Source organism: Grimontia sedimenti (assembly GCF_011045095.1).
GTDB lineage: Bacteria > Pseudomonadota > Gammaproteobacteria > Enterobacterales > Vibrionaceae > Enterovibrio > Enterovibrio sedimenti.
Genome location: NZ_JAALDL010000002.1, coordinates 472,669 through 497,414, shown reverse-complemented (window position 1 = coordinate 497,414; position 24,746 = coordinate 472,669). Strand labels below are relative to the sequence as shown.

The 24,746-nt window shown below is 49.2% G+C and carries 23 protein-coding genes and 1 pseudogene; 16 read left to right on the top strand and 8 right to left on the bottom strand.

Annotation, left to right across the window (positions count from 1 at the left end):
- Positions 1–14 precede the first annotated feature (14 nt).
- Positions 15–1,525 (top strand): annotated as a pseudogene (locus tag G5S52_RS05015) (CoA-acylating methylmalonate-semialdehyde dehydrogenase).
- Between the two features lie 227 nt (positions 1,526–1,752).
- On the opposite strand, the gene G5S52_RS05010 reads toward G5S52_RS05015, so the two are convergent.
- Positions 1,753–2,778, bottom strand: a complete 1,026-nt coding sequence (locus G5S52_RS05010; protein ID WP_165012047.1) for an NAD-dependent epimerase/dehydratase family protein — start codon at positions 2,776–2,778, stop codon at positions 1,753–1,755.
- A gap of 100 nt (positions 2,779–2,878) precedes the next feature.
- Here G5S52_RS05010 and G5S52_RS05005 point away from each other — a divergent pair, with 100 nt between their 5' ends.
- Positions 2,879–3,481: a TetR/AcrR family transcriptional regulator gene (locus G5S52_RS05005; RefSeq protein WP_165012046.1), complete on the top strand. Its 603-nt coding sequence runs from the start codon at positions 2,879–2,881 to the stop codon at positions 3,479–3,481.
- 59 nt (positions 3,482–3,540) lie between these two features.
- Here G5S52_RS05005 and G5S52_RS05000 read toward each other — a convergent pair whose 3' ends face one another.
- The 4 genes from G5S52_RS05000 to miaE all read right to left on the bottom strand — a co-directional run bounded on the left by G5S52_RS05000 (position 3,541) and on the right by miaE (position 7,831).
- Positions 3,541–5,169 (bottom strand): acyl-CoA synthetase, encoded by a 1,629-nt coding sequence (locus G5S52_RS05000; RefSeq protein ID WP_165012045.1) that lies wholly within the window; start codon positions 5,167–5,169, stop codon positions 3,541–3,543.
- Positions 5,170–5,178: 9 nt separating this feature from the next.
- Positions 5,179–5,973, bottom strand: coding sequence for an enoyl-CoA hydratase (locus tag G5S52_RS04995; RefSeq protein WP_165012044.1), 795 nt, complete (start codon positions 5,971–5,973; stop codon positions 5,179–5,181).
- A gap of 225 nt (positions 5,974–6,198) precedes the next feature.
- The gene (locus tag G5S52_RS04990; RefSeq protein WP_165012043.1) at positions 6,199–6,939 is read right to left on the bottom strand and encodes a sporulation protein; all 741 of its coding nucleotides are present in this window, start codon (positions 6,937–6,939) and stop codon (positions 6,199–6,201) included.
- 112 nt (positions 6,940–7,051) lie between these two features.
- Positions 7,052–7,831 (bottom strand): tRNA isopentenyl-2-thiomethyl-A-37 hydroxylase MiaE, encoded by a 780-nt coding sequence (gene miaE / locus G5S52_RS04985; protein WP_165012042.1) that lies wholly within the window; start codon positions 7,829–7,831, stop codon positions 7,052–7,054.
- A 233-nt stretch (positions 7,832–8,064) separates the two neighbouring features.
- Between miaE and G5S52_RS04980 the strand changes: the two genes are divergently transcribed.
- From G5S52_RS04980 to G5S52_RS04965, 4 genes are all read left to right on the top strand, one after another.
- Positions 8,065–8,760, top strand: a complete 696-nt coding sequence (locus G5S52_RS04980) for a pirin family protein (RefSeq protein WP_165012041.1) — start codon at positions 8,065–8,067, stop codon at positions 8,758–8,760.
- Positions 8,761–8,892: 132 nt separating this feature from the next.
- Positions 8,893–9,213 carry an antibiotic biosynthesis monooxygenase family protein gene (locus tag G5S52_RS04975; protein ID WP_002540125.1) on the top strand — a complete coding sequence of 107 codons (321 nt, stop codon included), beginning with the start codon at positions 8,893–8,895 and terminating at the stop codon, positions 9,211–9,213.
- 9 nt (positions 9,214–9,222) lie between these two features.
- Complete coding sequence (locus G5S52_RS04970) at positions 9,223–9,912, top strand: helix-turn-helix transcriptional regulator (protein WP_165012040.1); 690 nt, start codon at positions 9,223–9,225, stop codon at positions 9,910–9,912.
- 100 nt (positions 9,913–10,012) lie between these two features.
- Positions 10,013–10,525 (top strand): fasciclin domain-containing protein, encoded by a 513-nt coding sequence (locus G5S52_RS04965; protein WP_165012039.1) that lies wholly within the window; start codon positions 10,013–10,015, stop codon positions 10,523–10,525.
- A 62-nt stretch (positions 10,526–10,587) separates the two neighbouring features.
- Here the strand turns inward: G5S52_RS04965 and G5S52_RS04960 are convergent, their stop codons facing one another.
- Positions 10,588–12,144 carry a SulP family inorganic anion transporter gene (locus tag G5S52_RS04960; protein ID WP_165012038.1) on the bottom strand — a complete coding sequence of 519 codons (1,557 nt, stop codon included), beginning with the start codon at positions 12,142–12,144 and terminating at the stop codon, positions 10,588–10,590.
- Positions 12,145–12,449: 305 nt separating this feature from the next.
- The gene (gene rne / locus G5S52_RS04955) at positions 12,450–15,485 is read right to left on the bottom strand and encodes a ribonuclease E (RefSeq protein WP_165012122.1); all 3,036 of its coding nucleotides are present in this window, start codon (positions 15,483–15,485) and stop codon (positions 12,450–12,452) included.
- A gap of 522 nt (positions 15,486–16,007) precedes the next feature.
- On the opposite strand from rne, the gene rluC reads away from it, so the two are divergent.
- Together rluC and G5S52_RS04945 are read left to right on the top strand one after the other, a co-directional pair.
- Complete coding sequence (rluC, locus tag G5S52_RS04950; protein ID WP_165012037.1) at positions 16,008–16,964, top strand: 23S rRNA pseudouridine(955/2504/2580) synthase RluC; 957 nt, start codon at positions 16,008–16,010, stop codon at positions 16,962–16,964.
- The gene (locus tag G5S52_RS04945; RefSeq protein ID WP_165012036.1) at positions 16,954–17,595 is read left to right on the top strand and encodes an HAD family hydrolase; all 642 of its coding nucleotides are present in this window, start codon (positions 16,954–16,956) and stop codon (positions 17,593–17,595) included. Before rluC ends, G5S52_RS04945 begins: the two co-directional genes overlap by 11 nt.
- 67 nt (positions 17,596–17,662) lie before the next feature.
- Here G5S52_RS04945 and G5S52_RS04940 read toward each other — a convergent pair whose 3' ends face one another.
- A complete protein-coding gene (locus tag G5S52_RS04940; protein ID WP_165012035.1) occupies positions 17,663–18,247 on the bottom strand; it encodes a Maf family protein in 585 nt (194 codons plus the stop codon).
- Between the two features lie 244 nt (positions 18,248–18,491).
- Here G5S52_RS04940 and yceD point away from each other — a divergent pair, with 244 nt between their 5' ends.
- The 8 genes from yceD to fabF all read left to right on the top strand — a co-directional run bounded on the left by yceD (position 18,492) and on the right by fabF (position 24,664).
- On the top strand, positions 18,492–19,022 hold the full coding sequence (gene yceD, locus G5S52_RS04935; RefSeq protein WP_165012034.1) for a 23S rRNA accumulation protein YceD: 531 nt from the start codon (positions 18,492–18,494) through the stop codon (positions 19,020–19,022).
- 5 nt (positions 19,023–19,027) lie between these two features.
- Positions 19,028–19,198: a 50S ribosomal protein L32 gene (gene rpmF / locus G5S52_RS04930; protein WP_002541721.1), complete on the top strand. Its 171-nt coding sequence runs from the start codon at positions 19,028–19,030 to the stop codon at positions 19,196–19,198.
- Positions 19,199–19,207: 9 nt separating this feature from the next.
- A complete protein-coding gene (gene plsX, locus G5S52_RS04925; RefSeq protein WP_165012033.1) occupies positions 19,208–20,233 on the top strand; it encodes a phosphate acyltransferase PlsX in 1,026 nt (341 codons plus the stop codon).
- Positions 20,234–20,238: 5 nt separating this feature from the next.
- The gene (locus G5S52_RS04920) at positions 20,239–21,204 is read left to right on the top strand and encodes a beta-ketoacyl-ACP synthase III (RefSeq protein ID WP_165012032.1); all 966 of its coding nucleotides are present in this window, start codon (positions 20,239–20,241) and stop codon (positions 21,202–21,204) included.
- A 13-nt stretch (positions 21,205–21,217) separates the two neighbouring features.
- Positions 21,218–22,141, top strand: a complete 924-nt coding sequence (gene fabD, locus G5S52_RS04915; protein WP_165012031.1) for an ACP S-malonyltransferase — start codon at positions 21,218–21,220, stop codon at positions 22,139–22,141.
- 58 nt (positions 22,142–22,199) lie between these two features.
- Positions 22,200–22,934, top strand: coding sequence for a 3-oxoacyl-ACP reductase FabG (gene fabG, locus G5S52_RS04910; protein ID WP_165012030.1), 735 nt, complete (start codon positions 22,200–22,202; stop codon positions 22,932–22,934).
- Between the two features lie 157 nt (positions 22,935–23,091).
- Positions 23,092–23,328 carry an acyl carrier protein gene (acpP, locus tag G5S52_RS04905; RefSeq protein WP_002541727.1) on the top strand — a complete coding sequence of 79 codons (237 nt, stop codon included), beginning with the start codon at positions 23,092–23,094 and terminating at the stop codon, positions 23,326–23,328.
- A gap of 97 nt (positions 23,329–23,425) precedes the next feature.
- A complete protein-coding gene (gene fabF / locus G5S52_RS04900) occupies positions 23,426–24,664 on the top strand; it encodes a beta-ketoacyl-ACP synthase II (RefSeq protein ID WP_062662191.1) in 1,239 nt (412 codons plus the stop codon).
- The last annotated feature ends 82 nt before the right edge of the window (positions 24,665–24,746 follow it).

Genomic DNA, 24,746 nt, shown 5'->3' with positions numbered 1-24,746 from the left:
TGGAGACCCAAGACATGGAAACAGTTCATAACTTTATTAACGGACAAATCGCAGAAAGCAGTACTGAACGGTTTGGCGCAGTATTCAACCCGGCGACTGGCGAGCAAACCCGTCAGGTGGTATTGAGCAAAGCGGAAGAGGCAGAAGCAGCCGTGGCTGCCGCGCATGCGGCTTTTCCTGCATGGAAGAAAACGCCACCACTGCGCCGCGCCCGTGTGATGTTCAAGTTCAAAGCGCTGCTTGAAGCGAATCAGGACAAACTGGCTCGCCTTATCAGTAATGAACACGGCAAAGTCTACTCTGATGCCGTGGGTGAGTTGACCCGCGGTTTGGAAGTCGTCGAGTTTGCCTGCGGCATTCCTCATCTACAGAAAGGGGAGAGCTCGGCGAATGTGGGCTCTGGGGTCGATAGTCATTCCATTATGCAGCCCCTTGGCGTGTGTGCCGGTATCACACCGTTTAACTTCCCCGCGATGGTGCCAATGTGGATGTTCCCGATTGCCCTTGCTACCGGTAACACCTTTGTACTCAAGCCTTCAGAGAAGGATCCGTCTTTGGGTCTGATGCTTGCCGAACTGCTGAAAGAAGCCGGATTGCCAGACGGCGTGTTCAACGTGGTCAACGGCGACAAAGAAGCGGTTGATGTGTTGCTGACAGATCCACGCGTTCAGGCGGTGAGCTTTGTCGGCTCTACACCTATTGCGGAATACATTTACTCCACGGCGTCTGCACATGGCAAACGTTGTCAGGCACTCGGTGGTGCAAAAATCACTGCATTTTAATGCCTGATGCCGACCTTGAAATGGCAAGCGGCGCGATAGTCGGTGCTGGCTTTGGCGCGGCGGGCGAGCGTTGTATGGCGCTGTCTGTTGTTGTCGCTGTGGGCGATGAAACCGCCGATAAGCTGGTGGCCTCGCTGTCAGAAAGCATCAACAAAATGCGTGTAGGCCCGGGTATTGTAGACGGCCCTGAAAACGACATGGGACCGGTTATTTCGGCACAACATCGCGACAAAATTGTCGGCTACATTGATGCGGGCGTTGAGCAAGGCGCGAAGCTGGTTGTGGATGGCCGCGGCTGTCAGGTGGAAGGGCATGACAATGGCTACTTTGTCGGCCCCACGCTGTTTGATGACGTCACGCCAGATATGACCATCTATCAGGATGAAATCTTTGGCCCTGTGTTGTCTGTAGTCCGCGTGCCTGACTACCAAACTGCATTAGAACTGATTAACCGCCATGAGTATGGCAATGGCTCTGCCATCTTCACCCGAGACGGTGAAACTGCCCGTCAGTTCAGTGAAGATGTGTTGGCAGGTATGGTAGGAGTCAATGTACCAATCCCGGTGCCAATGGCATTCCACAGCTTTGGCGGCTGGAAACGCTCAATCTTTGGGCCATTGAATGTACACGGCAACGACGGCGTGCGTTTCTATACCCGAATGAAAACCGTCACCACCCGTTGGCCTGCCAGTGTGCGACTGGAAACCCACGATAGTCACTTCACTATGCCGACCATGGGGTAAGTGGAATATACCAATCGTAGTAAATATCTGCTCATCCTAGCTTGTTAAAATGCTCGATAACTGCGTTGAAAAATTTGATTGTAGAATCACTACTTATCGAAATTTTCCGCCTTGTTCTCGAGCATTTTTCCTGCGCTATTTCTGATCACCTACCTACTGTGATTGGTATAAACAAGAAAGGCCGCAATCGCGGCCTTTCTCTTTGGTGTTAGCACTTGTATGCAGAATTAGTTTTGTAGTGCATGTACAGCGTTGGCGGTGTCTTGAATAGACTCCACGGCTGGGCGTGGTGTCCAACCAAACACTTCCTGGGTTTCAGAGGTGTCCGCACTCAGGTTCATGTTTAGCATTCCCAGCATACCTTTTGCTTCGCGGTCAAACAGGGCGGTGAACTTCAACACAAAATCTGGCGCTTTTCGGGTGCTTGGTCCTTTGTAGCCTTGGTCTTTCATGACCTGTGCCATTTGGATAAAGCTGATTGGGTCAGATGTTGCTGCAATGACTCTCTTACCTTTGGCACTGGCTTCGGTCAGCGCTTTCACATGTAATACCGCCAGATCACGAACATCTACCATCGGGAAAGCAATGTTTGGCAGCATTGGCAGCTTGCCACGTAGCATTTGGTCGGTCAGTGCCATGGTTTGTCCTGTGATGTTTTTACCCAGCGGAGGGCCGAATACACCACCTGGGTTAACAACAACCAGTTCCATAGCATCTTCACGAGGGAGGCTTTCCATAAATTTCCATGCCTCGTGCTCTGCCAGTGTTTTACTCTTGGTGTATGTGCTGATACTAGGTGAGCTGGTGTCCGTCCAGTTTTCAGGGCCAAAAGTCCCCGTCTTCATGGTACCCATCATCGAAAGAATGGAGCTTGTCAGAACAACGCGCTTAACGCCTGCCGCTTTAGCCGCACGCAAAGCACGAAGGGAACCCTGAACGGCCGGAATGATCATTTCATCTTCGGTTTTAGGGTTGGCAATTGTGAAAGGAGAGGCGATGTGCATGATGTAATCGCATCCTGCTGCTGCTTCATCCCAGCCCTTGTCAGAGGTCAGGTCCAAATGAGCAAAACTCAGGTTGGCAGTATCTACCGACGCTGCTTCAAGTGTTGCGCGAACTTCATTTTCTTTCGCTTCACTTCGAACAGAGCCAACAACTTCAAAGCCTTGTTCAAGTGCCTCTTTCGCACAGTGGAGCCCAATAAAACCTGAAATGCCGGTCAGCAGTACTTTTCCACGAGTTTCTTGCGCCATGGTAGATGTCCTTTTTGAATTGTTTATTAAAATACTGGGTGGTACATTAATGCCAATCAGAACATACTGTCAACATTAAAATACCAGTTGGTACTTAAATATGACCCAAGAAAAAACCAAAGCTGCCAGGGGAAGACCCAAGACCATCAACCGAGAACGTATCCTGGATGTGGCAATGAAAGCGTATTGGCAGGAAGGTACCCGTGGTGTTTCCATCAACGAAATCTGTAAGCTGGCAGAAGTGTCGAAGCCCGGTCTGTACAGGGAATTTGGTAATGAAGATGGATTAATGGAGGCAGCACTAGCAGCATATATTGAGCAAACCTTTTCCCCTTTGATTGCCACGTTAGAAAGCCAAACTTCGTTAAGCGGTGTGCTGGCGGAACTGGTTGAATTCGTCTGCAATGAGCGAGAAGAGTTACCTGATGGGTGCCTGATGGTCAAAATGCGGGATACGCAAACTAAGCTCGGGGACAAAACACAGAATGCGTTAGCGGAAATTCATCACCAATTTATGTTTTTCATCGAAGGCTGGGCACAAAGAGCAAGGGAAGGCGGCGAGATACCTGAAACTATGTCTAACCAGTTTGTGGCAGATTATATCGATGCGCAATTAACTGCAGCCTTGGCGCAACGGGCGCGTGGAGAAGACGTCGAGAAAGTGAGGGCAGTGTTGAAGATGGCGTTTTCTGTACTGGCGTGAGACAGAGGTAAAAGGCCGCATTGGCGGCTTTTTCAGTGCAAGGAAACAAGCGATGAAGCCTATTTGGACTGCTTAATCTGCTCCCGCAACTGGAACTTCTGGATTTTCCCCGTGGGTGTTCTGGGAATGGTGGTAAAGGCAAAATGCTTGGGGACTTTGAAGCTTGCCATGTGGTCGCGGCACCAGGCTTTTAACTCGTGCTCGGAAACGGTCTGACCTTCACAGCACTCTACGAATGCAAAAGGCACTTCACCCCACTTCTCATGTGGACAAGCAACCACAGCAGCCACGGCAACGGCAGGATGTTTGTAGAGGACATCTTCAATCTCAATCGATGAGATGTTTTCTCCGCCAGAGATAATGATGTCTTTGGAGCGGTCTTTAAGCTGAATGTATCCATCTGGGAATTTCACTGCTAAATCACCGGAGTGGAACCAGCCTCCTGCAAATGCAGACTCAGTGGCGCTCAGGTTTTTGAAGTATCCCTTCATCACCACATTGCCGCGGAACATAACTTCACCTATGGTCTTTCCGTCAGCGGGGACGGGCTCCATGGTCTCTGGGTTCATTACATCCAAGGCTTCGAGCGGTAGATATCGAACCCCTTGCCGTGCTTTTAGTTTGGCTTGCTCCTGAATCGGTAGGTCATCCCAGTCATCATGCCATTCATTCACGACAGCAGGGCCATAGACTTCGGCCAAACCATAGAGGTGGGTGACGTCAAAACCTGCCTGCTGCATCTTCGCGAGTGTGCTCTCCGGTGGCGGCGCTGCAGCGGTGAAAAACGCCACTTTATGAGCGAGTCGCTGGGTTTGTTCAGACAAAATAATGTCCATAACGATCGGCGCGCCACAAAGATGAGTGACCTTATGCTCGGTTAATGCATGCCAGATTGGCTCTGCGCGAACCTGTCTCAGACAAACGTGTGTGCCGCAGATAGCTGACATTGTCCACGGGAAGCACCAGCCATTGCAGTGAAACATCGGAAGTGTCCAGAGATACGTCGAATACTTGGGCATATCTGCAGTGAACACATTTCCTAGAGCAAGAAGGTAAGCACCACGGTGATGACATACCACACCCTTCGGATTTCCTGTTGTGCCGGACGTGTAATTGATAGAAATGGCATCCCATTCATCTTCTGGCATTAACCAACGAAAGGACTTGTCGCCCTGACTGAGAAAGGCTTCGTAGTCCTGATAGGTTGTATTGTGCGGTTGTTTAGTCTCTTGAGCCCACACAGGGTCACAGTAAACAATGACAATTGGCGAACGCTCTGCCAGTTCGAGCGCATCCTCTGCAATTGGCAAAAACTCCTGATCAACGACCAGCACTTTGGCTTCTGCATGATCAAGTTGATAGGCGATGGTGGCCGCTTCTAAGCGGGTATTAATGGAGTGTAAAACTGAGCCTGCCATAGGCACGCCATAATGGCATTCCAGCATGGCGGGCGTGTTGGCTAACATAGCAGAAACCGTGTCACCCCTACCAAGGCCGAGATTGGCCAGTTGCGACGCCAACTGACGGCTTCTGTCATAGAAAGTCTGATAAGTGATTTTCATGTCACCATGAACAATGGCAACCGAGTCTGGGTAGTTTGATGCTGTGCGCTCGAGAAAGCCAAGGGGCGTCAGTGGTTGGTAGTTTGCAGGATTTCGGTCCAGTCCAATGTTATAAAGGTTCGACATCACTAAACCTCACTGATTTCGCCAGACAGGAGGGCGTTTTTCAACGAAGGCGCTGATCCCTTCTTCGCCGTCTTCTGTCAGCATATTGTTTACCATCACTTCGCTGGCGTAGGCATAAGCTTCTTGTAGATTCATTTCCTGCTGGCGGTAAAATGCTTCTTTTCCGATAGCCAGTGTCAGAGAGGATTTGGCAGCGATCTTATCTGCTACTTCCTGTGTCAGTGCTTTTAAGGAAGCGCTTTCAGTGACGCGATTAATCAGCCCCATTCGCTCTGCATCAGCGGCAGAAAGCATGTCCCCGGTGAGCAGCATTTCCATGGCATGCTTGCTCGAAACGTTTCTGGAAAGAGCAACCATTGGGGTAGAACAGAAAAGACCAATATTCACGCCCGGTGTGGCAAAGCGTGATGTGTCTGATGCATAGGCGAGGTCACAACTGGCCACCAACTGACAACCCGCTGCGGTGGCAATGCCGTCGATTTCTGCGATCACAGGTTTAGGGCAGTTCACAATGGCGGTCATCATCGCGGCACATTGGCTCATGAGAGAGGTGAAAAAGGCACGCCCTTTATCGTCATTATTTCTGGCGGCAGTGATTTCTTTGAGATCATGCCCAGCGCTGAATGCAGGGCCACTACCAGATAAAACAACCACTTTCACATCGGATGAAATAGAAGCGTCTGTGATGGCTTGGTGAAGCTCTCCAATCATGGCCTGTGAGAGAGCGTTGCGCCGCTGGGGGGTATTCAAGGTTAATCGCAATACGCCATTGCTGCTGAGGTCGTGTTCTACCTGCGTGGTCATCGGGGCTCCTTGTTTTGGCAAGCCATATCTGATGCGGGTGGCTTTGCCTATATCCTTTGGTTTTGAACAGTACAAAACACAAGCGCAGCGGAGGAAAGGTAAGTTATAAGATTTGTCGGAAACCAATCATTAGAAGACGTATTCAACGCCATTGAGATGACGTGGAATGTCGGAAAGAAAAAGACCCGCAGGTAGCGGGTCATAGGGAGCTGGCCTCACTGTTTATCAGACGTTGAGTGTCGATGCCAACGCTTGTAACACTTCACCTTCTGACGCATCTCGGGAAATGGTGAACGAGCGATAGGTATCACCGCGGCCGAATGAACGGTCAATCTCGGCAAGGCAGTGGATAACCGAACCATCCAAGATGAAAGAAAGCTCAATTTCCTTCTTGTTGAACATACCGCTATTTTTGAATTCAAGCTCTTGATAACAGCCAGAAACAGAGGCAAAGCCATTGCCGCGCAAATGTCCTTTCTCTACATCTGCCTTCACCAAGGCAAAGCCTTCACGTTCAATGGCGGAAAGCACACGTTGTACCGCAGGCAGTGGGCGAACTTCCAGATAATCTCGGTCAGTTGGGTCGATGGCGAAATCGATGTCCAGAACAGTCTCTACCCAAACATGGCTCTGGTTGAGCTTTGCATTGACGGCGGTAATTGGCGTTTCGGCATGCAATTTTAGTTCGAACGGCACTTCTTTTTCTTCACCCGGTTGAATGGTGAAAGGGTCATTTGCCTGAATATGACCAAGGACAAAGACCTGATAACCCACACCAGAGTCAGACTCAACTTTGACTTCAGTGCAGAGTTTCAATGTGATGGAGTCAATTTCCTGCTCAACATCTCCGCCCTTGATATGAACGGTTCCGCGCAGGGTTTCGCCTTGGTAAACAGATTCATTGTGAAGAATGGTATCGACTTTGGTGGCACCAATACCTAAAGAAGCTTTGAGTTTCTTGAACATAGTAATCCTTGATTGTTCAGTGTCATTCCCTGTTTACCGAACATTGGCTGTCGGTGCAAGTCACGGACATAATAAAGAAAAAGTCAGGGGAGGAGGCCCTGACTTTGTCGAGTTATGCGGCGAGTGACGGCACGCCACTGTGGAAGCGGAACATATCATCTGGTGTTTGGATAAGTTCGGCTTCTTTCTCACCAATCGCTTTGACGCGGTCGGAAATATCACCGCCGGCAATGGCTGCCGCCAGTTTCAGATAATCCTGATAGTGGCGCGCTTCTGACCGAAGCAGAGAGATATAGAACTTTCGCAGTTCTTCATCCAAGTACGGTGCGACTTTGGCAAAGCGCTCACATGAGCGAGCTTCGATGTAAGCGCCAATAATCAGCTTGTCGATAAGCATCGCTGGCTCATGGGTACGCACAGTCGACATCAATCCTCGTGCGTAGCGGCCGGCATTGAGCGGGCTGTATGGCATATCGCGTTTTTCCATGATTTCGATGACCTGCTCGAAATGATGGAATTCTTCTTTAATCAGCCGAACCATTTTGTCGATTAAATCTGGGCCGTGTTCGAAACCATCTTTGGGTTTGAGTGGAGCGCTCAGCCCATTCTTTTTAGCGTGGAAAATTCCATCGCGCATGCCACGGTATACAAAATCTTCATAAGGTTTTGCCCATTCCAAAAGCAGCTCGCCGCTGGACGCATCAATCGCGTACTTGCGGATAAGCCACATTGCGGTTTGGCTGGCTTTTAATTCGCAGTTAGCGTGGTCACGCAGAAGTATGGTTTCGTTTTCAGGCTTAATGGCTTCATCAATCCACGCCTGTGGCGTTTCGCAGTGCAGAAACCCGCGCACTGGCTCGAGCAAACTTTCTAATTCTGGGCTTAGCGACATCGATTTTCTTTGGTCTTTTTAGTGCTTTGAAGGCGGCAATTATATACCCAAACGACCTGAAGATGCTCGCATTGAGGCACTACTTTCGGGCGAGTTGACTGACGCCATGCCCTTTGTTGTTCCTTTTTGATGTTCGAAAAAGTTGAACATCAAACTCAAATCTCTCTGGTTTTATTCAAGATTGGGATTGCTTAACCTCTAAAGCAATGAGTTAAGCGCAAAGGGAGGTCGAAATGATTGATATCCGTAAATCTGAGAAACGTGGCCGTGCAAGCTTCGGTTGGCTGGACAGTCGCCATACTTTCTCGTTTGGTCATTATCATGACCCTGAGCAAATGGGTTTCTCGGCGCTTCGTGTGATTAATGATGATGTGGTGAAACCATCGGCTGGGTTTGATACTCACGGTCACCGTGATATGGAGATAATAAGTTATGTTCTGGACGGTGTGATTGAGCATAAAGACAGTGAAGGGAATATCCAGTCTCTGCCAGCGGGCGAATTTCAATTGATGTCTGCAGGGAAGGGGATTTACCACAGCGAGTACAATGGTTCTTCCGACAGTGACCTTCGTTTCCTGCAAATTTGGATTCAGCCTAATAAGAAAGGTGGATCACCGGGTTATCAGCAGAAGGACTTTGGTAAAGCATTGGGCTTCACTGAGATAGCAACGCCTGATGGCCGTGATGGCACATTGCACATTAAACAAGATGCCCGATTACTGCAGTTAATCCTGGAAAACGGTAGTTCGGAAACTTTCACCCCGGAAATGGGCAGCAATGTGTATGTGCATGTCGTCGCGGGTGAGTTGTCAGTGAATGACGATGCTCTCTCAGCTGGCGACGGTGCAAAAGTTAGCAGGCTCTCCCAGCTCTCGCTGAAAAACAACGGCTCAGAAAACGTCACGGCGTTGGTCTTCGATTTGCCGTAATGTGTTTAAGCTCCTGAAATAGAGGGTCAGCCAAAAGCTGACCTTTTTTTGTTTCTGGGAAACGCTCCTGACACGATCTGTCAGTAGGTGTCAGTAATCTCTTCTCAACCCCACACGAAAGGAGATAACACCATGGATAACATTGTAGAAACCGTAAGATTCAAACTGAAAGACGGCGCGGATATGAAGGCATTTGTTGAGGCAGCAGAAGGCACTATTCCCTTTATTAAAGGATGTGAAGGCTATCTTTACCGTTCGCTGAGTCTTAATGAGCAGACACAAGAATGGACAGACATTGTTTACTGGGCGACACTCGCTGATGCTAAGGCAGCGTCAGACAACTTCATGAAGGATGAAGGTGCTCAGAAGATGGTGTCTTATATTGATGCTTCAACGCTAGTGATGGCCCACGAGCAAATTAAGATGAGTCCCTGTATGACTGAAACAGCTTAGGAAGAGTGAATGAGTAAATCGGAGCGCTTGTTTGAGCTTTTAACACTGCTGCGTAGTAAACGTTACGCGGTGACGGCCAAGTCATTGTCGGAAGAGCTGAAGGTCAGTGAGCGCACGATTTACCGTGATATCCAATCCCTGCAATTGTCCGGTGTCCCCATTGAAGGCGAAGCAGGGATTGGTTACCTGTTAGGCAAAGGCTCTCACCTTCCACCGCTTATGTTCACCGAAGAGGAAATGGTGGCGTTGGAGCTGGGTATGCGAATGGTTCGCGCCTGGTCAGATAAGAGTTTGGCGGCTGCTTCTGAATCTGCCTCAAGAAAAATCCAGTCCATACTGCCAGAACACCTTAAAGCCCAGATTGATGCTTTGCCTCTTGCGGTGCCTGACTTTTACATTGAATCAGAATGCACCGCATGGCGAGAAAGCTTGCGCGAAGCCACGACAGAAAAGCAAAAAGTCCGCATCAAATATAAAACTGGCGAAGGAATACACTCCGAACGCGTTGTTCACCCTTTAGGGCAGGTATTTTGGGGCAAAGTTTGGACGCTGGTGGCTTGGTGTGAGCTGCGGGACGATTATCGAAGCTTTCGCGTTGATCGTATTGAGGGTATGGAAGCCCTCAAAGAGCATTTTGAAGCCAGTGGGGTAAAGTCGTTTCAGCACTATTTGTCGCTTTGTGAAAGCAAAAATGTATAGAAAGTAAACCATCAGGAAATCACGCCCGTAATAACACTCGCTGATCAGCAAAACCTGGGCATAAGCCCGTTCAAATAATGAATATATAGGGAGAGATCGTATGATTTCTGCAAAGGTTTTGCCGTTTTTTAAATCAACGTTACTGGCTGGAATGGCCGTACTGATGATGGGGGCAATTGGTGCCCAGGCTCATGCGTACGGTGCAAAAAAAGATATTGTAGCCGTTGCTGCTGGAAACTCTGATTTCAGCACTTTGGTGGCAGCGGTTAAAGCCGCAGGGCTAGTGGAAACCCTTCAAGGCGACGGCCCATTCACCGTATTCGCACCTACGAACGAAGCATTTGCAAAGCTTCCAGCAGGAACGGTTGAAAGCCTGTTAGAACCAGAGAATAAAGACAAGCTCGTGGCTATCCTGACCTACCACGTGGTGCCTGGCAAAGTGATGGCAGCAGATGTGGCCGGACTAACCGAAGCAGGTACAGTGCAAGGCGCTAAAATTGCTATTGATACGTCAAGTGGTGTAAAAGTCGACAACGCTAATGTGGTCGCTACAGACATCAAAGCCTCTAATGGTGTGATCCACGTTATCGATAACGTGATTATTCCTCAGTAAGCGAAGAATCTAGAAAACAAAAAGCGGGCTAAAGAGCCCGCTTTTGTTTTTTAGAACACTGATTAAGCCAGAACGTCGGTTGCAACCTTATAGCTTGGGTCTTCAATGTGGTTGATTTCAACCAGGCTGCCCGCTTTGGTCAGCAACGCAAGACAATCTTGTGACAGGTGGCGAAGATGGAGTGTTTTACCTGCTTTGTTGTAACGCTCGGCCAGCGTATCAATCGCTTCGATAGCAGAATGGTCTGCCACTCGCGATTTACCGAAATCGACAATTACGTCTTGTGGGTCGTTCTGAGCATCAAATAGTTCAAGGAAGTTAGCCACTGAGCCAAAGAACAATGGACCATTCACTTCGTAGACTTTTGAGCCTTCCTCGTTGATATGGCTTGATGCATAGATGTGTTTAGCGTGTTCCCATGCGAACATCAGCGCCGACACAATCACACCAACGATAACCGCAATCGCTAGGTCAGTCATAACGGTAACAACAGTCACCAGCACGATAACGAAAAAGTCGCGTTTTGGTACACGGCTGGCCAGCTTAAACGTCGCCCATTCAAAGGTGCCGATAACCACCATGAACATCACACCAACCAGCGCTGCCAGTGGTATCATCTCAATCAGCGAAGAGGTGAACAGGATGAAGCAGAGCAGGGCAAGTGCGGCAACGATGCCTGACAGACGGCCACGGCCACCTGAATTTACGTTGATCATCGATTGACCAATCATCGCACAACCGCCCATTGCACCGAATACGGAACAAGTTACGTTCGCGACACCTTGGCCCACACATTCGCGGTTACCGCGACCGCGGGTGCCCGTCATCTCGTCAACGACGGTCAAGGTCAGCAGGGATTCAATCAGACCAACAGCCGCCAGAATAAGCGCGTATGGCAGGATGATGTATAGGGTTTCCAGATTGAACGGAACAGTTGGGAAAGCGAAAGTTGGCAGTGAACCAGCAAGCGTAGCGTTCTCGTCACCACTCATTGAGCGCAGGAAGTCGACAACGGTGCGGGTATCCAGATCCAGCAGGACGACCGCCGCGGTCACAGACACAATCGCAACCAGAGAGGATGGTACTGCGGTGGTGATTTTTGGCAGGAAATGGATGATAGCCATGGTAATCGCCACCAAGCCAAGCATCAGATACAGTTGCTCGCCTTGCAGCCATTCCATTTCACCGTTCAGGCCAGGCACTTGGAATTGACCAAGTTGAGCAAGGAAGATGACGATAGCCAGACCGTTGACGAAGCCAATCATTACCGGGTGTGGTACCATGCGGATAAATTTACCGAGCTTAAATACACCCGCCAGAATTTGAAGCGTACCCGCCAGCATAATTGCCGCAAAAAGATATTGAATACCGTGTTCTGCGACCAGGCTGACCATGACCACAGCCATTGCGCCAGTCGCACCAGAAATCATACCAGGGCGACCGCCAAGGATAGAAGTCAGTAGACCCATGATGAACGCAGCATACAGGCCAACCATTGGGTCAACGCCTGCAACGAAAGCAAACGCAACGGCTTCTGGTACCAGAGCGAGTGCAACAGTCAGACCTGACAGAATGTCGTTCTTGGCCGAGTGTTTAGGAAACTTGGGGAATTCAAACATCTTGTTCGGTTACTTCTCTAAAAGTGGGTTGTTGGCAATTCGACAAAGACGGCGATACTACCTAAAAGTGTGATTTTGTTCAATCTTAGTAACGTATTTGTGAAACTTAAAAGCAGGTTACGTCTAGGCAGAACATCGGGTTATAACAAAAAAGACGTGCTGCAATTAGCCAAACTGATTAGACATCAAAGCGATGGCAGTTTGATGAATAAGACCCTAAAAGCCCAAGCGTTGGCTTTTTGTTTGGGTACAGATACATAAAAAAAGAGCCATGCTAGGCATGGCTCTTTCTTATTCATCACTTCTTATTGGAAGTTAGGCTTTGTCGCTGGGGCTGCAGCGCTGTTGGTTGCCGTTTGGCTACCTGCTTGGCGCGTTTCAGCTCGTTCGCTTCGGAATTCAGCAATGGCTACTTCAATCGCTGACTCTGCACTTTCCGGTGCTGGCGCTTTTGTCATTGGAGACGTAGCACGACCGATGCGAATGGCAGGTTTAGCGGGTTTCTCAGCCTCTACAGCAGGGATTTCGCTAGATTCCATCACGCTCTTCACATTGGTTTCTTCCGCTTTTGGTGCTTCTTCCTGTGCAGCAACGGTTTCGACAACTGGTTCCGCAGCAGGAGCTTCTTCTTCCGGTGCATTAACAGCAACGGGTAGCTCTTCGTTCAGGGCGTCAGCACCTTCGTACTTGGCTTTCTCTTCCAGCACTGTTGGCACTGAACGACGCACAATCACTTTGCCCATTGCCATTTCAGGGAAGGCTACACCACCAACGGCAACAGCCTTCGGTGCAGGTGCTTCGTCTGCAGCTGGGGCTTCTGTCACAGCTTCTGCCACAACAGGGGCTTTCAGTGCAGCTTTCGAAGGCCATACTTTACCCATTGCCATTTCTGGAGAAGCGACACCAGATTTCAGAACAACTTTGTTGCGCTTTTCAACGATAGAAACAGCCGTTTCCATCATGTCCAGTTGGTCAAGGCCTTGCTCAGCGTTTGCTGATTCATCTTCGCGATTGCTGCGACGACGGCGTTGACCACTTGCGCGCAGGTGACGAGGTGAACGGCGGTTACGACGCTTCTCTTCACGTTGCTCACCATTTTCGTTAGCTTCAACAGCTTCTGGTGCATCGGTGTTAGCTTCAGCTTTCGCTTCTTCTGCTACAGCTTTACCCATTTCGTGAAGTGGGTTCACCGCTGCAACTTCTACTTCTTCTGAGTTATCAGCAACACGGACTTTCTTGTTCAGCTTGCGGCGTTGACGGCGTTGTTTTACCTTCTCCGTCTTTTCCGCTTTCTCTTGCTTGTCAGCTTGAGACTCTTCTTTTACTGGCTTAGCCGCTTTCGCTTGCTGTTGACGTTGGTCAGCTTTCTCTGACTTGTCAGTTTGCTTGCGGTTTTGCTTCTTAGCTTGTTTTTCCGGACGTGCGTTTGAACGTTCGTTATTTTCAGTCCGCTCTTTGCCACGACGTGGTTTCTTATCTCCACGCTCGCTTCGTTCATTGCGCTCACCATTTTTGCCGTTCTCATCGCGCTGACCATTGCGCGAGCCACGGCGGGTGCGGTCCTGAGAACGCTTGTGATCACGACGGTTACGAGACTCGCGTTTTGGTTCTTCTTTCTTCTCTTCTTCCGCCGGCGCACTTGCGAACAGGCCAGAGATGAAAGAAACCAGACGAGAGATCAGGCCAGGTTTAGCTTCAACTGCTGCTTTTGCTGCTGGCTTGGCAACCGGAGCTGGAGAAGCAGGGGCAGCGAAACTTTGCAATGCTGGTTCTTCGCGTTTCTTAACAACGCGCTCAGCTGGTGCCTCGTCTTTGCCTTCAGTCTCACGCATTGCTTCCAGTTGCTCTGGAAGGTGGTAAGACAGTGACGTTACTTCATCGCCGCCACGGATACGAACCACTTCAAAGTGCGGTGTTTCCATGTTGGCGTTAGGTACAACGATAACGCGAACGTTGTGATACTTCTCAACGTGCTGCACTGACCGGCGTTTTTCGTTGAGCAGATAAGAAGCAACCGGAACGGGTACAACTGCCATTACCTGGGCGGTGTTTTCCTTCAACGCTTCTTCTTCGATCAGACGCAAGATAGACAGAGACAGAGATTCGTTATCACGAATCACACCGGTACCTGTACAGCGAGGACAGATGTGGTGGCTAGCTTCTGCCAGAGAAGGGCTCAGGCGCTGACGAGACATCTCCAGCAGGCCAAAGCGTGAAATACGACCGATTTGAACGCGCGCACGATCCATACGGACAGCTTCACGCAGACGGTTTTCTACTTCACGTTGGTGGCGAACTGGGGTCATATCGATGAAGTCGATAACAACCAGACCACCAAGGTCACGCAGGCGCAATTGACGTGCAATTTCGTCTGCTGCTTCAAGGTTTGTCTGCAGTGCGGTTTCTTCGATATCAGAACCCTTGGTCGCGCGAGCGGAGTTGATGTCGATAGAAGTCAGTGCTTCGGTAGGGTCGATAACAATCGAACCACCGGAAGGCAGACGCACTTCGCGCTGGAAGGCAGATTCAATCTGGCTTTCGATTTGGTAGTGGCTGAAAAGTGGAACTTCACCTTCGTAGCGTTTAACGCGACTCAGGAAGTCAGGACGGGTAGCCTGAATACGCTCACGAGCCTGATTGTAAACTTTCTCACTGTCGATCAGCACTTCGCCGATGTCACGACGCAGGTAATCACGGAATGCACGCGCAATCACATCGCTTTCCTGATAGATCAGGAATGGCGCTGGTTTAGAATCAGCGGCGCCTTGGATGCGTTCCCAGTTGTTCAGCAGGTAGTTTAAATCCCATTCCAGCTCTTCAGCAGATTTGCCAACGCCAGCGGTACGAACGATCAGACCCATGCCCTGAGGCAGTTTCAGACCAGACATCGCTTCTTTCAGTTGGCTACGCTCTTCACCTTCGATACGACGGGAAATACCGCCAGCACGAGGGTTGTTTGGCATCAGAACAAGGTAACTACCAGCGAGAGAGATGAAAGTGGTCAAGGCAGCGCCTTTGTTACCACGTTCTTCTTTATCAACCTGAACAATCACTTCCTGGCCTTCTTTCAACACCTCTTTGATGTTTGGACGACCTTGGTAGCTGTAATTGTCTGGGAAGTATTCGCGGGCAATTTCTTTAAGAGGAAGGAAACCGTGACGCTCAGAACCATAGTCTACGAATGCTGCTTCAAGACTTGGCTCAATACGTGTAATACGGCCTTTATAGATGTTTGCTTTCTTCGATTCATGGCCAGGGCTTTCGATATCCAGATCGTATAAGCGCTGACCGTCAACCAATGCGACGCGCAACTCTTCCTTTTGAGTTGCGTTAATCAACATTCTTTTCATATCAAATTGTTCTCGATTATTTGTTGTTATTAGTTGTCGGATACGAGAGAAAGAACGCAATGCTGCCAGGTCCCAAGTCTGATGTTAATGCAGCCTCACGGCTGGGGAATCAGGGACGCTCTAGGGCACTACTTATCCACCCACTGATACGGAATTAAGATATTCACTCCGGTTTATTCAGTCGGCTATTCGCCACAAATGGCGACAGTCTCTTTGACACTGGTTATTTATCCCGTCGTGCCAACAAACTAACGGGTGCTTTATTCCTCATGTCTTACGCCGAGTGCTGCATGATTAAGACACCGTTAACTGCCAGCTGATCAAGATACTACTCAGAAATAGTGCTAGTGGCGGTTAGGTGTCTGAGATAAAGCGGTAAAGATTTACTCTATTTGTCGACTTTTTAGTCGTGGCGAGCAAAAAAGCTTCAAACTTTTCTGCTTTACGGCGCAACTATAGCAGGGACACTTTTTTGCAGCAAACTACTTTGATGCAATGTAGAATCTACGCCCTATGAATACTGAAAAACCTAAAGTGCAATTCATCGACATTTCAGATGACATTGCAGGCCAGCGGATCGATAACTTTCTCCGAAATAGGCTTAAAAACGTACCTAAAAGTATGATTTATCGCGTTCTGCGCAAAGGAGAGGTGCGAGTTAATAAAAAACGCATAAAACCTGAATATAAGCTTCAGGCGGGCGATGTTATTCGCGTACCACCGATTAAGATCCCAGAGACAGCGCAGGCTGAGACACCCAATACCAAACTGAATCGTGTTGCAGAGTTGGAAAAATGTGTGATTTATGAAGACGATCACATGTTAGTGCTTAACAAACCGTCAGGCACTGCGGTTCACGGCGGAAGTGGTCTGCACTTCGGCGCCATTGAAGCGATGCGCGCATTGCGTCCAGATGCACGCTTTCTAGAACTGGTGCACCGTATCGACCGCGATACCTCAGGCATCTTGCTGATTGCTAAGAAGCGTTCAGCATTGCGTCATTTGCAGGCGCAATTCCGTGAGAAAACGGTGCAGAAATACTACTTTGCTTTAGCCATGGGCAACTGGAAGCCTTCTATGAAGAAGGTAACAGCGCCACTTCTTAAAAACGAAGTGAACAGCATTGTTCGTGTAAACCCGAATGGTAAGCCGTCTGAAACCCGCTTTAAAGTGATGGAACAGTTCGAGCAAGCGACATTGGTACAAGCTAGCCCAATAACAGGCCGCACTCACCAAATCCGTGTGCATGCGCAATATGTGGGACATCCGCTGGCGTGGGACGACCGCTATGGCGATCCAAGGTTTGATGCTTACACCAAGAAGTTTGGTTTGAGCCGTCTTTTCCTGCACGCAGCCAACATCAAGTTTACCCATCCGGGCACAGAAGAACTGATGGATATCTCTGCCCCAATGGATAAACAACTAGAAAGAGCATTGGAAGGTTTAAGGAAAGCGCCACGTGTTAGCTAACTATAAGTTGGTCATTTTTGATTGGGACGGCACCGTGATGGATTCTGTCGCACGTATCGTTTCCAGTCTTGAAGCCGCTGCCCGTCTGACGGGTGGTTTGCCAGAGTTGTCTGGTGATGAGCTCAAACAAATGATTGGTTTGAGCCTCGACAAAGGATATGAGTTTCTCTATCCCGGAGCGCCTTCAGAAAAACTGGATGAGTGGAAACGCCATTACGGGCAACAGTTTCGTGTAGATAACGATACGCCCATTGACCTGTATCCTTCTACTTTTGCATTTTTGGAAACGCTAAAGCAAAGAGGACATTTGCTAGCGGTTGCGACAGGTAAATCCCGCCCGGGATTAGAGAAGGCCATTGCGGATACCGGCACATCAGCATTTTTTGCGGCGACTCGCACTGCGGATGAAACGGCTTCCAAACCTGACCCATTGATGATCAATGAGCTTTTGGCTCAGCTTGGTGTTGAGGCAAAAGATGCCGTGATGGTGGGGGACACAACGCACGACATGCATTTGGCGCAAAATGCCGGTGTGGATGCTATCGGTATTACATGGGGGGTCCATGACAGGACGACGCTGGCGGCATACCATCCTGTCGCGATTGTAGATTCTCTGGAAGCACTTCTTTAATCGTCGACGAAAGATAAGAAGAAAGTGGGGCGAAAGCCCCATCTTCTGGTCGTTTGGGTATAAAAGGCTAAAGGACTTCGATTCCTTCTTCTCTGAGCATTTCGCATAGGCGAATCAAAGGCAATCCAACCAGGGTGTTTGGGTCTCGCCCTTCTAGCTTATCGAATAAAGCGATGCCAAGGCTTTCGCATTTAAAGCTACCTGCACAATCAAGCGGTTGTTCTCTTTGCACATAGCGCGAAATTTCCTCTTCACTCAAATCTCTGAAGTGAACATGAAAGGGCTCTAGGTCTGTTTGTGCTTTTCCAGAGTCAGTATTCAGCAAAGTTAATCCCGTATAGAAGGTGACATGCTTTCCCGATGCCGCCATTAGCTGCTCAATCGCCTTTGCTTCTGTATGGGGTTTTCCCAAAATCTTTCCATCGATCACACAAACTTGATCGGATCCTATGATGATCGATCCTGGATGTGCATCTCGACATGCCTGTGCTTTTTCCAATGAGAGTCGTTTCACTAAATCAGCCGGAGACTCATTTTCTTTAGCAGATTCAACAATATCCGGTGAGTGGGCAACGAAAGGTAAGCCAAGTTTTTGAAGTAATGTCTGGCGGTACTTGGATCCAGAAGCCAGCACAATTGTTTGTTTATTCATCTAACGATGATCCTTTACCAGAATATTCGTATACGTGGGCAAGTGTAATGTTTTAAACTTGCGGAGGCGAGTGGGCTTGGGTGTCGTTTCATACCAATGTCCATTCGATGTTCTCAATTGCTAAGTACCTGTTGAACAGAAAATAACCTTTTTTCTTTTTCTTGGGCTTTTGAAGCGCTTGAATAGAAGTAAAGGCATAAATTTCTTTGACTCAGGCTACATTGGAGGCTAGAATTCGCGCCCTATGCAAAAGGTAAAGCTACCACTAACGGTTGACCCGTTTAGAAGTGCGCAAAAGCGACTTGACTACGATGGCATCATCGCTGTGAAGCAACTGGAGCGTATTGCTGAGGCAACTGAAGGTGTAATCAGTGATGCTGAAGTGAAGCTTTCGTTTGACATTGATGCTCAAGGGCTGAAGATTGTACGCGGAAACGCCAAGGTCGACGTCAATTTAGAGTGTCAGCGTTGTTGGAAAGCCTTCCCGTATCATTGTGAAGTCGAATTTATTTACAGCCCGGTTTTCAATGAAGATCAGGTTGGCAATTTACCGGATGCTTATGAGCCGGCATTAGTCGACGAAAATGGTGAGATTAACCTGCTTCAACTTATCGAAGATGAGTTGATTGTGGCTCTGCCACAGGTTGCCATGCACGACGAAGTAGACTGCGAAGTCGATTCTGATGGCATGGTATTCGGGGAAATCCCGCTTGCTGATGAGCGTCCGAATCCATTTGCCGTTTTGAAAAACTTAAAGCAAAGTAACGAGGAGTAGGGTCAATGGCCGTACAACAGAACCGTAAAACCCGTTCTAAGCGTGGTATGCGTCGTTCACACGATGCGCTGGGCACTTCAGCTCTGTCTGTAGATGCAACTTCTGGTGAAACTCACCTGCGTCACAACGTGACTGCTGACGGTTTCTACCGTGGCCGCAAGGTAATCAACAAGTAAGGTTGAGCCTTGACAGGTCTAACCATTGCACTTGATGCGATGGGCGGGGATTTCGGTCCTCAAGTAACAGTGCCTGCCTCCGTGCAGGCATTGTTGCATTTCCCCTCGTTAAAAGTGGTACTCGTCGGTGATCAATCCGAGATCACCCGCCAGCTCGTATCGCTGGATCAAAAAAATAATCCCCGCATTTCGATTGTTCATGCGGAATCTTCTATCGCCAATGACACACGTCCTTCGCAAGCCTTGCGCTCAAGCAAGGGAAGCTCGATGCGTATCGCACTCGAACTGGTTGCAGAAGGAAAGGCAGATGCCTGTGTGAGCGCAGGAAACACTGGCGCGTTAATGGCACTTTCCCGTTCTCTTCTTAAGTTGCTTCCGGGCATTGATCGTCCTGCATTGATATCCGAGTTGCCAACCATGGGCAACCAGCAAAGTTGGCTATTGGATTTGGGCGCAAATGTCTCGGTGGATGCTGATACCTTATTTCAGTTTGCCGTGATGGGTTCAGTACTGGCTGAAGAACAGCTGGGCTATCAGCCATCAGTAGGTTTGCTGAATATTGGCGAAGAAGAGATCAAAGGAAATGATTTAGTTAAGCGCTGTGCAGAGATGCTGCAGCAGTGCTCTGCAGTGAATTACATCGGCTATGTAGAAGGCGATCAGCTTTATACCGGAAAAGCCGATGTGATTGTCTGCGATGGATTTGTCGGCAATGTAAGCCTGAAAACCAGTGAAGGTGTCGCCAGACTGTTTTTAGAAAGCCTAAAAGTGCACGTTTTGGCGAACCCGCTCAAGAAACTGGTGGCTAAATGGTTATTTGGTGGGCTGTTTAATCGGCTAAAACACCTGAACCCCGACCAGTACAATGGCGCAAGTCTGTTAGGATTGCGCGGCATTGTAGTTAAAAGCCACGGACGTGCTGATATTTCCGCTTTCCAACATGCTATCGGAGAAGCGGTACACGAAGTCGAACGGCAACTACCTAATAAAATATGTGACCGTTTGGAAGCCGTACTACTCGAGAGGCATTATTAGTCTTCATGTTCAGTAAGATTTTAGGCACAGGCAGCTATCTGCCTGCGCAAATCCGCACCAATGCGGATCTCGAAAAAATGGTAGATACCAGCGACGAGTGGATCACTGCGCGTACTGGTATTAAAGAGCGTCGTATTGCCAACGAGCAAGAAACCGTTGCGACCATGGGTTATCACGCTGCGTGTCAGGCTATCGACATGGCGGGCATTGATAAGCAAGACATCGACCTGATTATCGTTGCCACTACCAGTGGTGAGAGTGCATTTCCTGCTGCAGCTTGTGATGTGCAGGCTATGTTGGAAATCAGTGGCTGCCCTGCATTTGATATTGCTGCGGCATGTTCTGGTTTTGTCTATGCGCTGAGCGTGGCTGATCAATATGTGAAATCAGGAATGGCGCGCAACGCTTTGGTGATCGGCGCAGATCGTCTATCACACCTTTGCGATCCAGAAGACCGTTCAACCATCATCCTGTTTGGTGATGGTGCCGGTGCGGCGGTGGTTGGGGCCAGCGAAGAGCCAGGCATCATTTCAACGCACCTTCGTGCAGATGGTAAATTTGGCGACCTGTTGAAAGTCAAATTCCCTCAGCGTGCGAAAGCGGGAAGCCCTGTAGAAGCTGACTCTTGGCTTCACATGGCAGGTAACGATGTGTTTAAAGTGGCAGTGACCCAACTGGCAAACATCGTTGCAGAGACGCTGGATGAAAATCAAATGGACAAGTCAGAAATCGACTGGCTTGTTCCTCACCAAGCCAACTACCGCATTATCAAGGCAACGGCGAAGAAACTCGCGATGTCGATGGATCAGGTAGTGATCACGCTTGATAAGCATGGCAATACGTCGGCCGCTTCCGTTCCTACTGCGCTTGATGAAGCAGTACGAGACGGACGCATTCAGCGCGGCCAAACGATTTTGCTTGAGGCCTTTGGCGGTGGTTTCGCCTGGGGTTCAGCTTTGATCAAATTTTAATAAGGAATACGCTATGTCTAACTTTGCTGTGGTTTTTCCAGGCCAGGGTTCACAAGCTGTGGGCATGTTGGCAGAACTGGGCGAACAGTTTGCCGTTGTTAAAGAAACATTTGCAGAAGCATCTGAAGTACTCGGCTATGACCTTTGGGCTTTGGTTCAAAACGGTCCTGCGGAAGACTTAAACCAAACTCACTGTACTCAGCCAGCATTGCTGACGGCTTCTGTCGCTATTTGGCGAGTGTGGCAACAAGAGGGTGGCGCACAACCATCAGTGATGGCAGGACACAGCCTGGGTGAATACTCTGCACTGGTTTGTGCAGGCGTGATTGACTTCAAAGAAGCCGTGAAGCTGGTTGAACTGCGCGGACAACTGATGCAAGAAGCGGTTCCTGCAGGTGTTGGTGCCATGTCTGCGATCATTGGCTTGGATAACGACGCGATCGCGAAAGCGTGTGAAGAAGCGGCAGAAGGGCAGGTAGTTTCTCCGGTTAACTTCAACTCACCAGGCCAGGTTGTTATCGCAGGTAATAAAGAAGCGGTTGAGCGAGCAAATGCTCTGTGTAAAGCCGCGGGTGCAAAACGTGCACTACCGCTGCCAGTGTCTGTACCTTCGCACTGTGCATTGATGAAGCCCGCTGCAGATAAGCTGGCGGTAGCTTTGGAAGAGCTTACGTTCTCAGCGCCTTCCATTCCAGTGATCAACAATGCCGATGTGGCAACCGAAACGGATCCTGCAGCGATCAAAGACGCGTTGGTTCGACAGCTTTATGGTCCAGTTCGTTGGACTGAAGGTTGTGAAAAAATGGCGAATGAAGGTGTTGAATTACTGTTGGAAATGGGCCCAGGCAAGGTATTGACCGGTCTGGCTAAGCGTATCGACAAACGTCTGAGCGCGTCAGCGGTAAACGATTCAGCTTCTCTGGAAGCAGCTAAGTAATAAATTCTGGGATTCACAGCCAGCGAGAGCTGGCTGTTTACTAAAGGAACGATAACTGATGAACCTGAACGGTAAAATTGCTCTTGTAACAGGTGCGAGCCGCGGTATCGGCCGTGCAATTGCTGAACTTCTGGTTGAGCGTGGCGCAACTGTTGTAGGTACTGCAACTTCTGAGAGCGGTGCCTCAGCAATTAGTGAGTATCTGGGTGAAAATGGCAAAGGTTATGCACTTAACGTAACCTCCGCTGAATCCATCGAGGCAGTGCTCAAAGCAATTAAAGAAGAGTTTGGCGACGTTGATATTCTGGTAAATAACGCAGGTATTACTCGTGACAACCTTCTGATGCGTATGAAAGACGATGAGTGGCAGGACATTATGGACACCAACCTGACGTCTATCTTCCGCATGTCGAAAGCCGTGCTTCGCGCGATGATGAAAAAGCGTAAAGGCCGTATCATCAACGTAGGCTCAGTGGTGGGCACCATGGGTAATGCTGGTCAGGCAAACTACGCTGCAGCGAAAGCTGGAGTTGTGGGCTTCACCAAATCTATGGCACGTGAGGTTGCATCACGTGGGATTACTGTAAATACTGTTGCCCCAGGTTTCATCGAAACCGATATGACTAAAGCGCTGAACGATGATCAGCGTGCAGCGACATTGGCTCAGGTACCGGCAGGTCGTCTGGGTGATCCGCGTGAAATTGCGGCTACTGTCGCATTCCTTGCATCAGATGATGCAGCTTATATCACGGGTGAAACACTGCATGTCAACGGCGGCATGTACATGATTTAAACAATAAAGTTGCACCTCTAAATGATTCAGGTCAAAATCCGATGGTTTATCAGCCAAATCGTGGTTTGACCAGCATTTCGGGTGTTGCAACTTCCACGTTATTGAATAAACTACTGCACATATCGCATCTGCGAATCTTGTAAGGAATAGTATTAATATGAGCAACATCGAAGAACGCGTAAAAAAAATCATCGTTGAGCAACTGGGCGTAGACGAAGCAGAAGTTAAAAACGAAGCATCTTTCGTTGACGATCTGGGCGCAGACTCACTGGATACCGTTGAGCTGGTAATGGCTCTGGAAGAAGAATTCGATACCGAGATTCCAGACGAAGAAGCAGAGAAGATTACTACTGTACAAGCAGCTATCGACTACGTTGTTAGCGCTTCTGAGTAATCGGAACAAGATCCTCCCAGGCGGTCACCTTGACCGCCTGAGTTTTTTATACCACCCCCGAATTTTCGTAATAACACCTTCTCCGGAGAATATCATCGTGTCTAAGCGTCGTGTTGTTGTCACTGGCATGGGGATGTTATCGCCTGTAGGTAACACCGTTGAATCATCTTGGAAAGCGCTGCTGGCTGGCCAGAGCGGTATCCAGAGTATCACTCACTTCGATACCACCGATTTCGCAACCAAGTTTGCTGGTCTGGTTAATGACTTCAACAGTGAAGATTACATCTCTAAGAAAGATGCCAAAAAAATGGACCTGTTCATCCAGTACGGCATCGCAGCAAGTGTGCAAGCACTTAAAGATTCTGGTCTGGAGATCACAGAACAAAATGCAGACCGAATTGGTGTAGCCATCGGCTCTGGTATTGGTGGTCTTGGTCTGATTGAGACTAACCACCGTGCGTATGTCGAAAAAGGCCCACGCAAAATCAGCCCATTTTTTGTACCGTCGACCATCGTAAATATGATCGCCGGTCACGTTTCTATTAATTACGGTCTTCGTGGTCCAAACATCGCGATCTCGACCGCATGTACCACTGGTCTGCACAACATTGGCCACGCAGCTCGTATGATTGCATACGGCGATGCTGACGCAATGGTTGCAGGTGGTGCAGAAAAAGCATCGACTGAACTGGGTATTGGCGGTTTCGCAGCAGCGAAAGCACTGTCTACCCGTAATGATGACCCACAAGCAGCATCACGCCCTTGGGACAAAGACCGTGACGGTTTTGTTCTGGGCGACGGTGCAGGCATGATGATTCTCGAAGAGTACGAGCATGCTAAAGCGCGTGGCGCGAAAATCTACTGTGAGCTGGTTGGCTTCGGTATGAGTGGCGATGCTTACCATATGACGTCTCCAAGCGCAGACGGTTCAGGTGGCGCACTGGCGATGAATGCGGCTATCCGTGATGCAGGCATCTCTCCAGAAGAAATTGGTTACGTTAACGCACACGGCACATCAACGCCTGCTGGTGACGTTGCTGAAACCAAAGGTATTCGTTTGGCGCTTGGCGCTGCTGCGGATAAGGCGCTGGTATCTTCTACCAAGTCTATGACGGGTCACCTTCTGGGTGCAGCGGGTTCCGTTGAAGCGATCATTACTGCGATGTCACTGGTTGACCAAGCAGTACCACCAACAATCAACCTGGACAACGTAGACGAAGGCTGTGACCTTGACTACGTTCCGCATGAAGCACGTCAAGTGAAGATGGATTACGCACTGTGTAACTCATTTGGCTTCGGTGGCACCAACGGTTCACTTATCTTCAAGAAAATCTAAGTCTTTTTGTTCGCCTGATTTTTTGGCGAAGAAGGTTTTTTTGATAGAATGCAACGGCTCGGGACTTGTGACCGAGCCGTTT

What these genes read in the sequence shown, in the direction of transcription:
- G5S52_RS05010 (WP_165012047.1), bottom strand. Translation starts at nt 2,778, where the DNA reads ATGGCGCAAGAAACTCGTGGAAAAGTACTGCTGACCGGCATTTCAGGT.
- G5S52_RS05005 (WP_165012046.1), top strand. Translation starts at nt 2,879, where the DNA reads ATGACCCAAGAAAAAACCAAAGCTGCCAGGGGAAGACCCAAGACCATC.
- G5S52_RS05000 (WP_165012045.1), bottom strand. Translation starts at nt 5,169, where the DNA reads ATGTCGAACCTTTATAACATTGGACTGGACCGAAATCCTGCAAACTAC.
- G5S52_RS04995 (WP_165012044.1), bottom strand. Translation starts at nt 5,973, where the DNA reads ATGACCACGCAGGTAGAACACGACCTCAGCAGCAATGGCGTATTGCGA.
- G5S52_RS04990 (WP_165012043.1), bottom strand. Translation starts at nt 6,939, where the DNA reads ATGTTCAAGAAACTCAAAGCTTCTTTAGGTATTGGTGCCACCAAAGTC.
- miaE (WP_165012042.1), bottom strand. Translation starts at nt 7,831, where the DNA reads ATGTCGCTAAGCCCAGAATTAGAAAGTTTGCTCGAGCCAGTGCGCGGG.
- G5S52_RS04980 (WP_165012041.1), top strand. Translation starts at nt 8,065, where the DNA reads ATGATTGATATCCGTAAATCTGAGAAACGTGGCCGTGCAAGCTTCGGT.
- G5S52_RS04975 (WP_002540125.1), top strand. Translation starts at nt 8,893, where the DNA reads ATGGATAACATTGTAGAAACCGTAAGATTCAAACTGAAAGACGGCGCG.
- G5S52_RS04970 (WP_165012040.1), top strand. Translation starts at nt 9,223, where the DNA reads ATGAGTAAATCGGAGCGCTTGTTTGAGCTTTTAACACTGCTGCGTAGT.
- G5S52_RS04965 (WP_165012039.1), top strand. Translation starts at nt 10,013, where the DNA reads ATGATTTCTGCAAAGGTTTTGCCGTTTTTTAAATCAACGTTACTGGCT.
- G5S52_RS04960 (WP_165012038.1), bottom strand. Translation starts at nt 12,144, where the DNA reads ATGTTTGAATTCCCCAAGTTTCCTAAACACTCGGCCAAGAACGACATT.
- rne (WP_165012122.1), bottom strand. Translation starts at nt 15,485, where the DNA reads ATGTTGATTAACGCAACTCAAAAGGAAGAGTTGCGCGTCGCATTGGTT.
- rluC (WP_165012037.1), top strand. Translation starts at nt 16,008, where the DNA reads ATGAATACTGAAAAACCTAAAGTGCAATTCATCGACATTTCAGATGAC.
- G5S52_RS04940 (WP_165012035.1), bottom strand. Translation starts at nt 18,247, where the DNA reads ATGAATAAACAAACAATTGTGCTGGCTTCTGGATCCAAGTACCGCCAG.
- yceD (WP_165012034.1), top strand. Translation starts at nt 18,492, where the DNA reads ATGCAAAAGGTAAAGCTACCACTAACGGTTGACCCGTTTAGAAGTGCG.
- rpmF (WP_002541721.1), top strand. Translation starts at nt 19,028, where the DNA reads ATGGCCGTACAACAGAACCGTAAAACCCGTTCTAAGCGTGGTATGCGT.
- G5S52_RS04920 (WP_165012032.1), top strand. Translation starts at nt 20,239, where the DNA reads ATGTTCAGTAAGATTTTAGGCACAGGCAGCTATCTGCCTGCGCAAATC.
- fabD (WP_165012031.1), top strand. Translation starts at nt 21,218, where the DNA reads ATGTCTAACTTTGCTGTGGTTTTTCCAGGCCAGGGTTCACAAGCTGTG.
- fabG (WP_165012030.1), top strand. Translation starts at nt 22,200, where the DNA reads ATGAACCTGAACGGTAAAATTGCTCTTGTAACAGGTGCGAGCCGCGGT.
- acpP (WP_002541727.1), top strand. Translation starts at nt 23,092, where the DNA reads ATGAGCAACATCGAAGAACGCGTAAAAAAAATCATCGTTGAGCAACTG.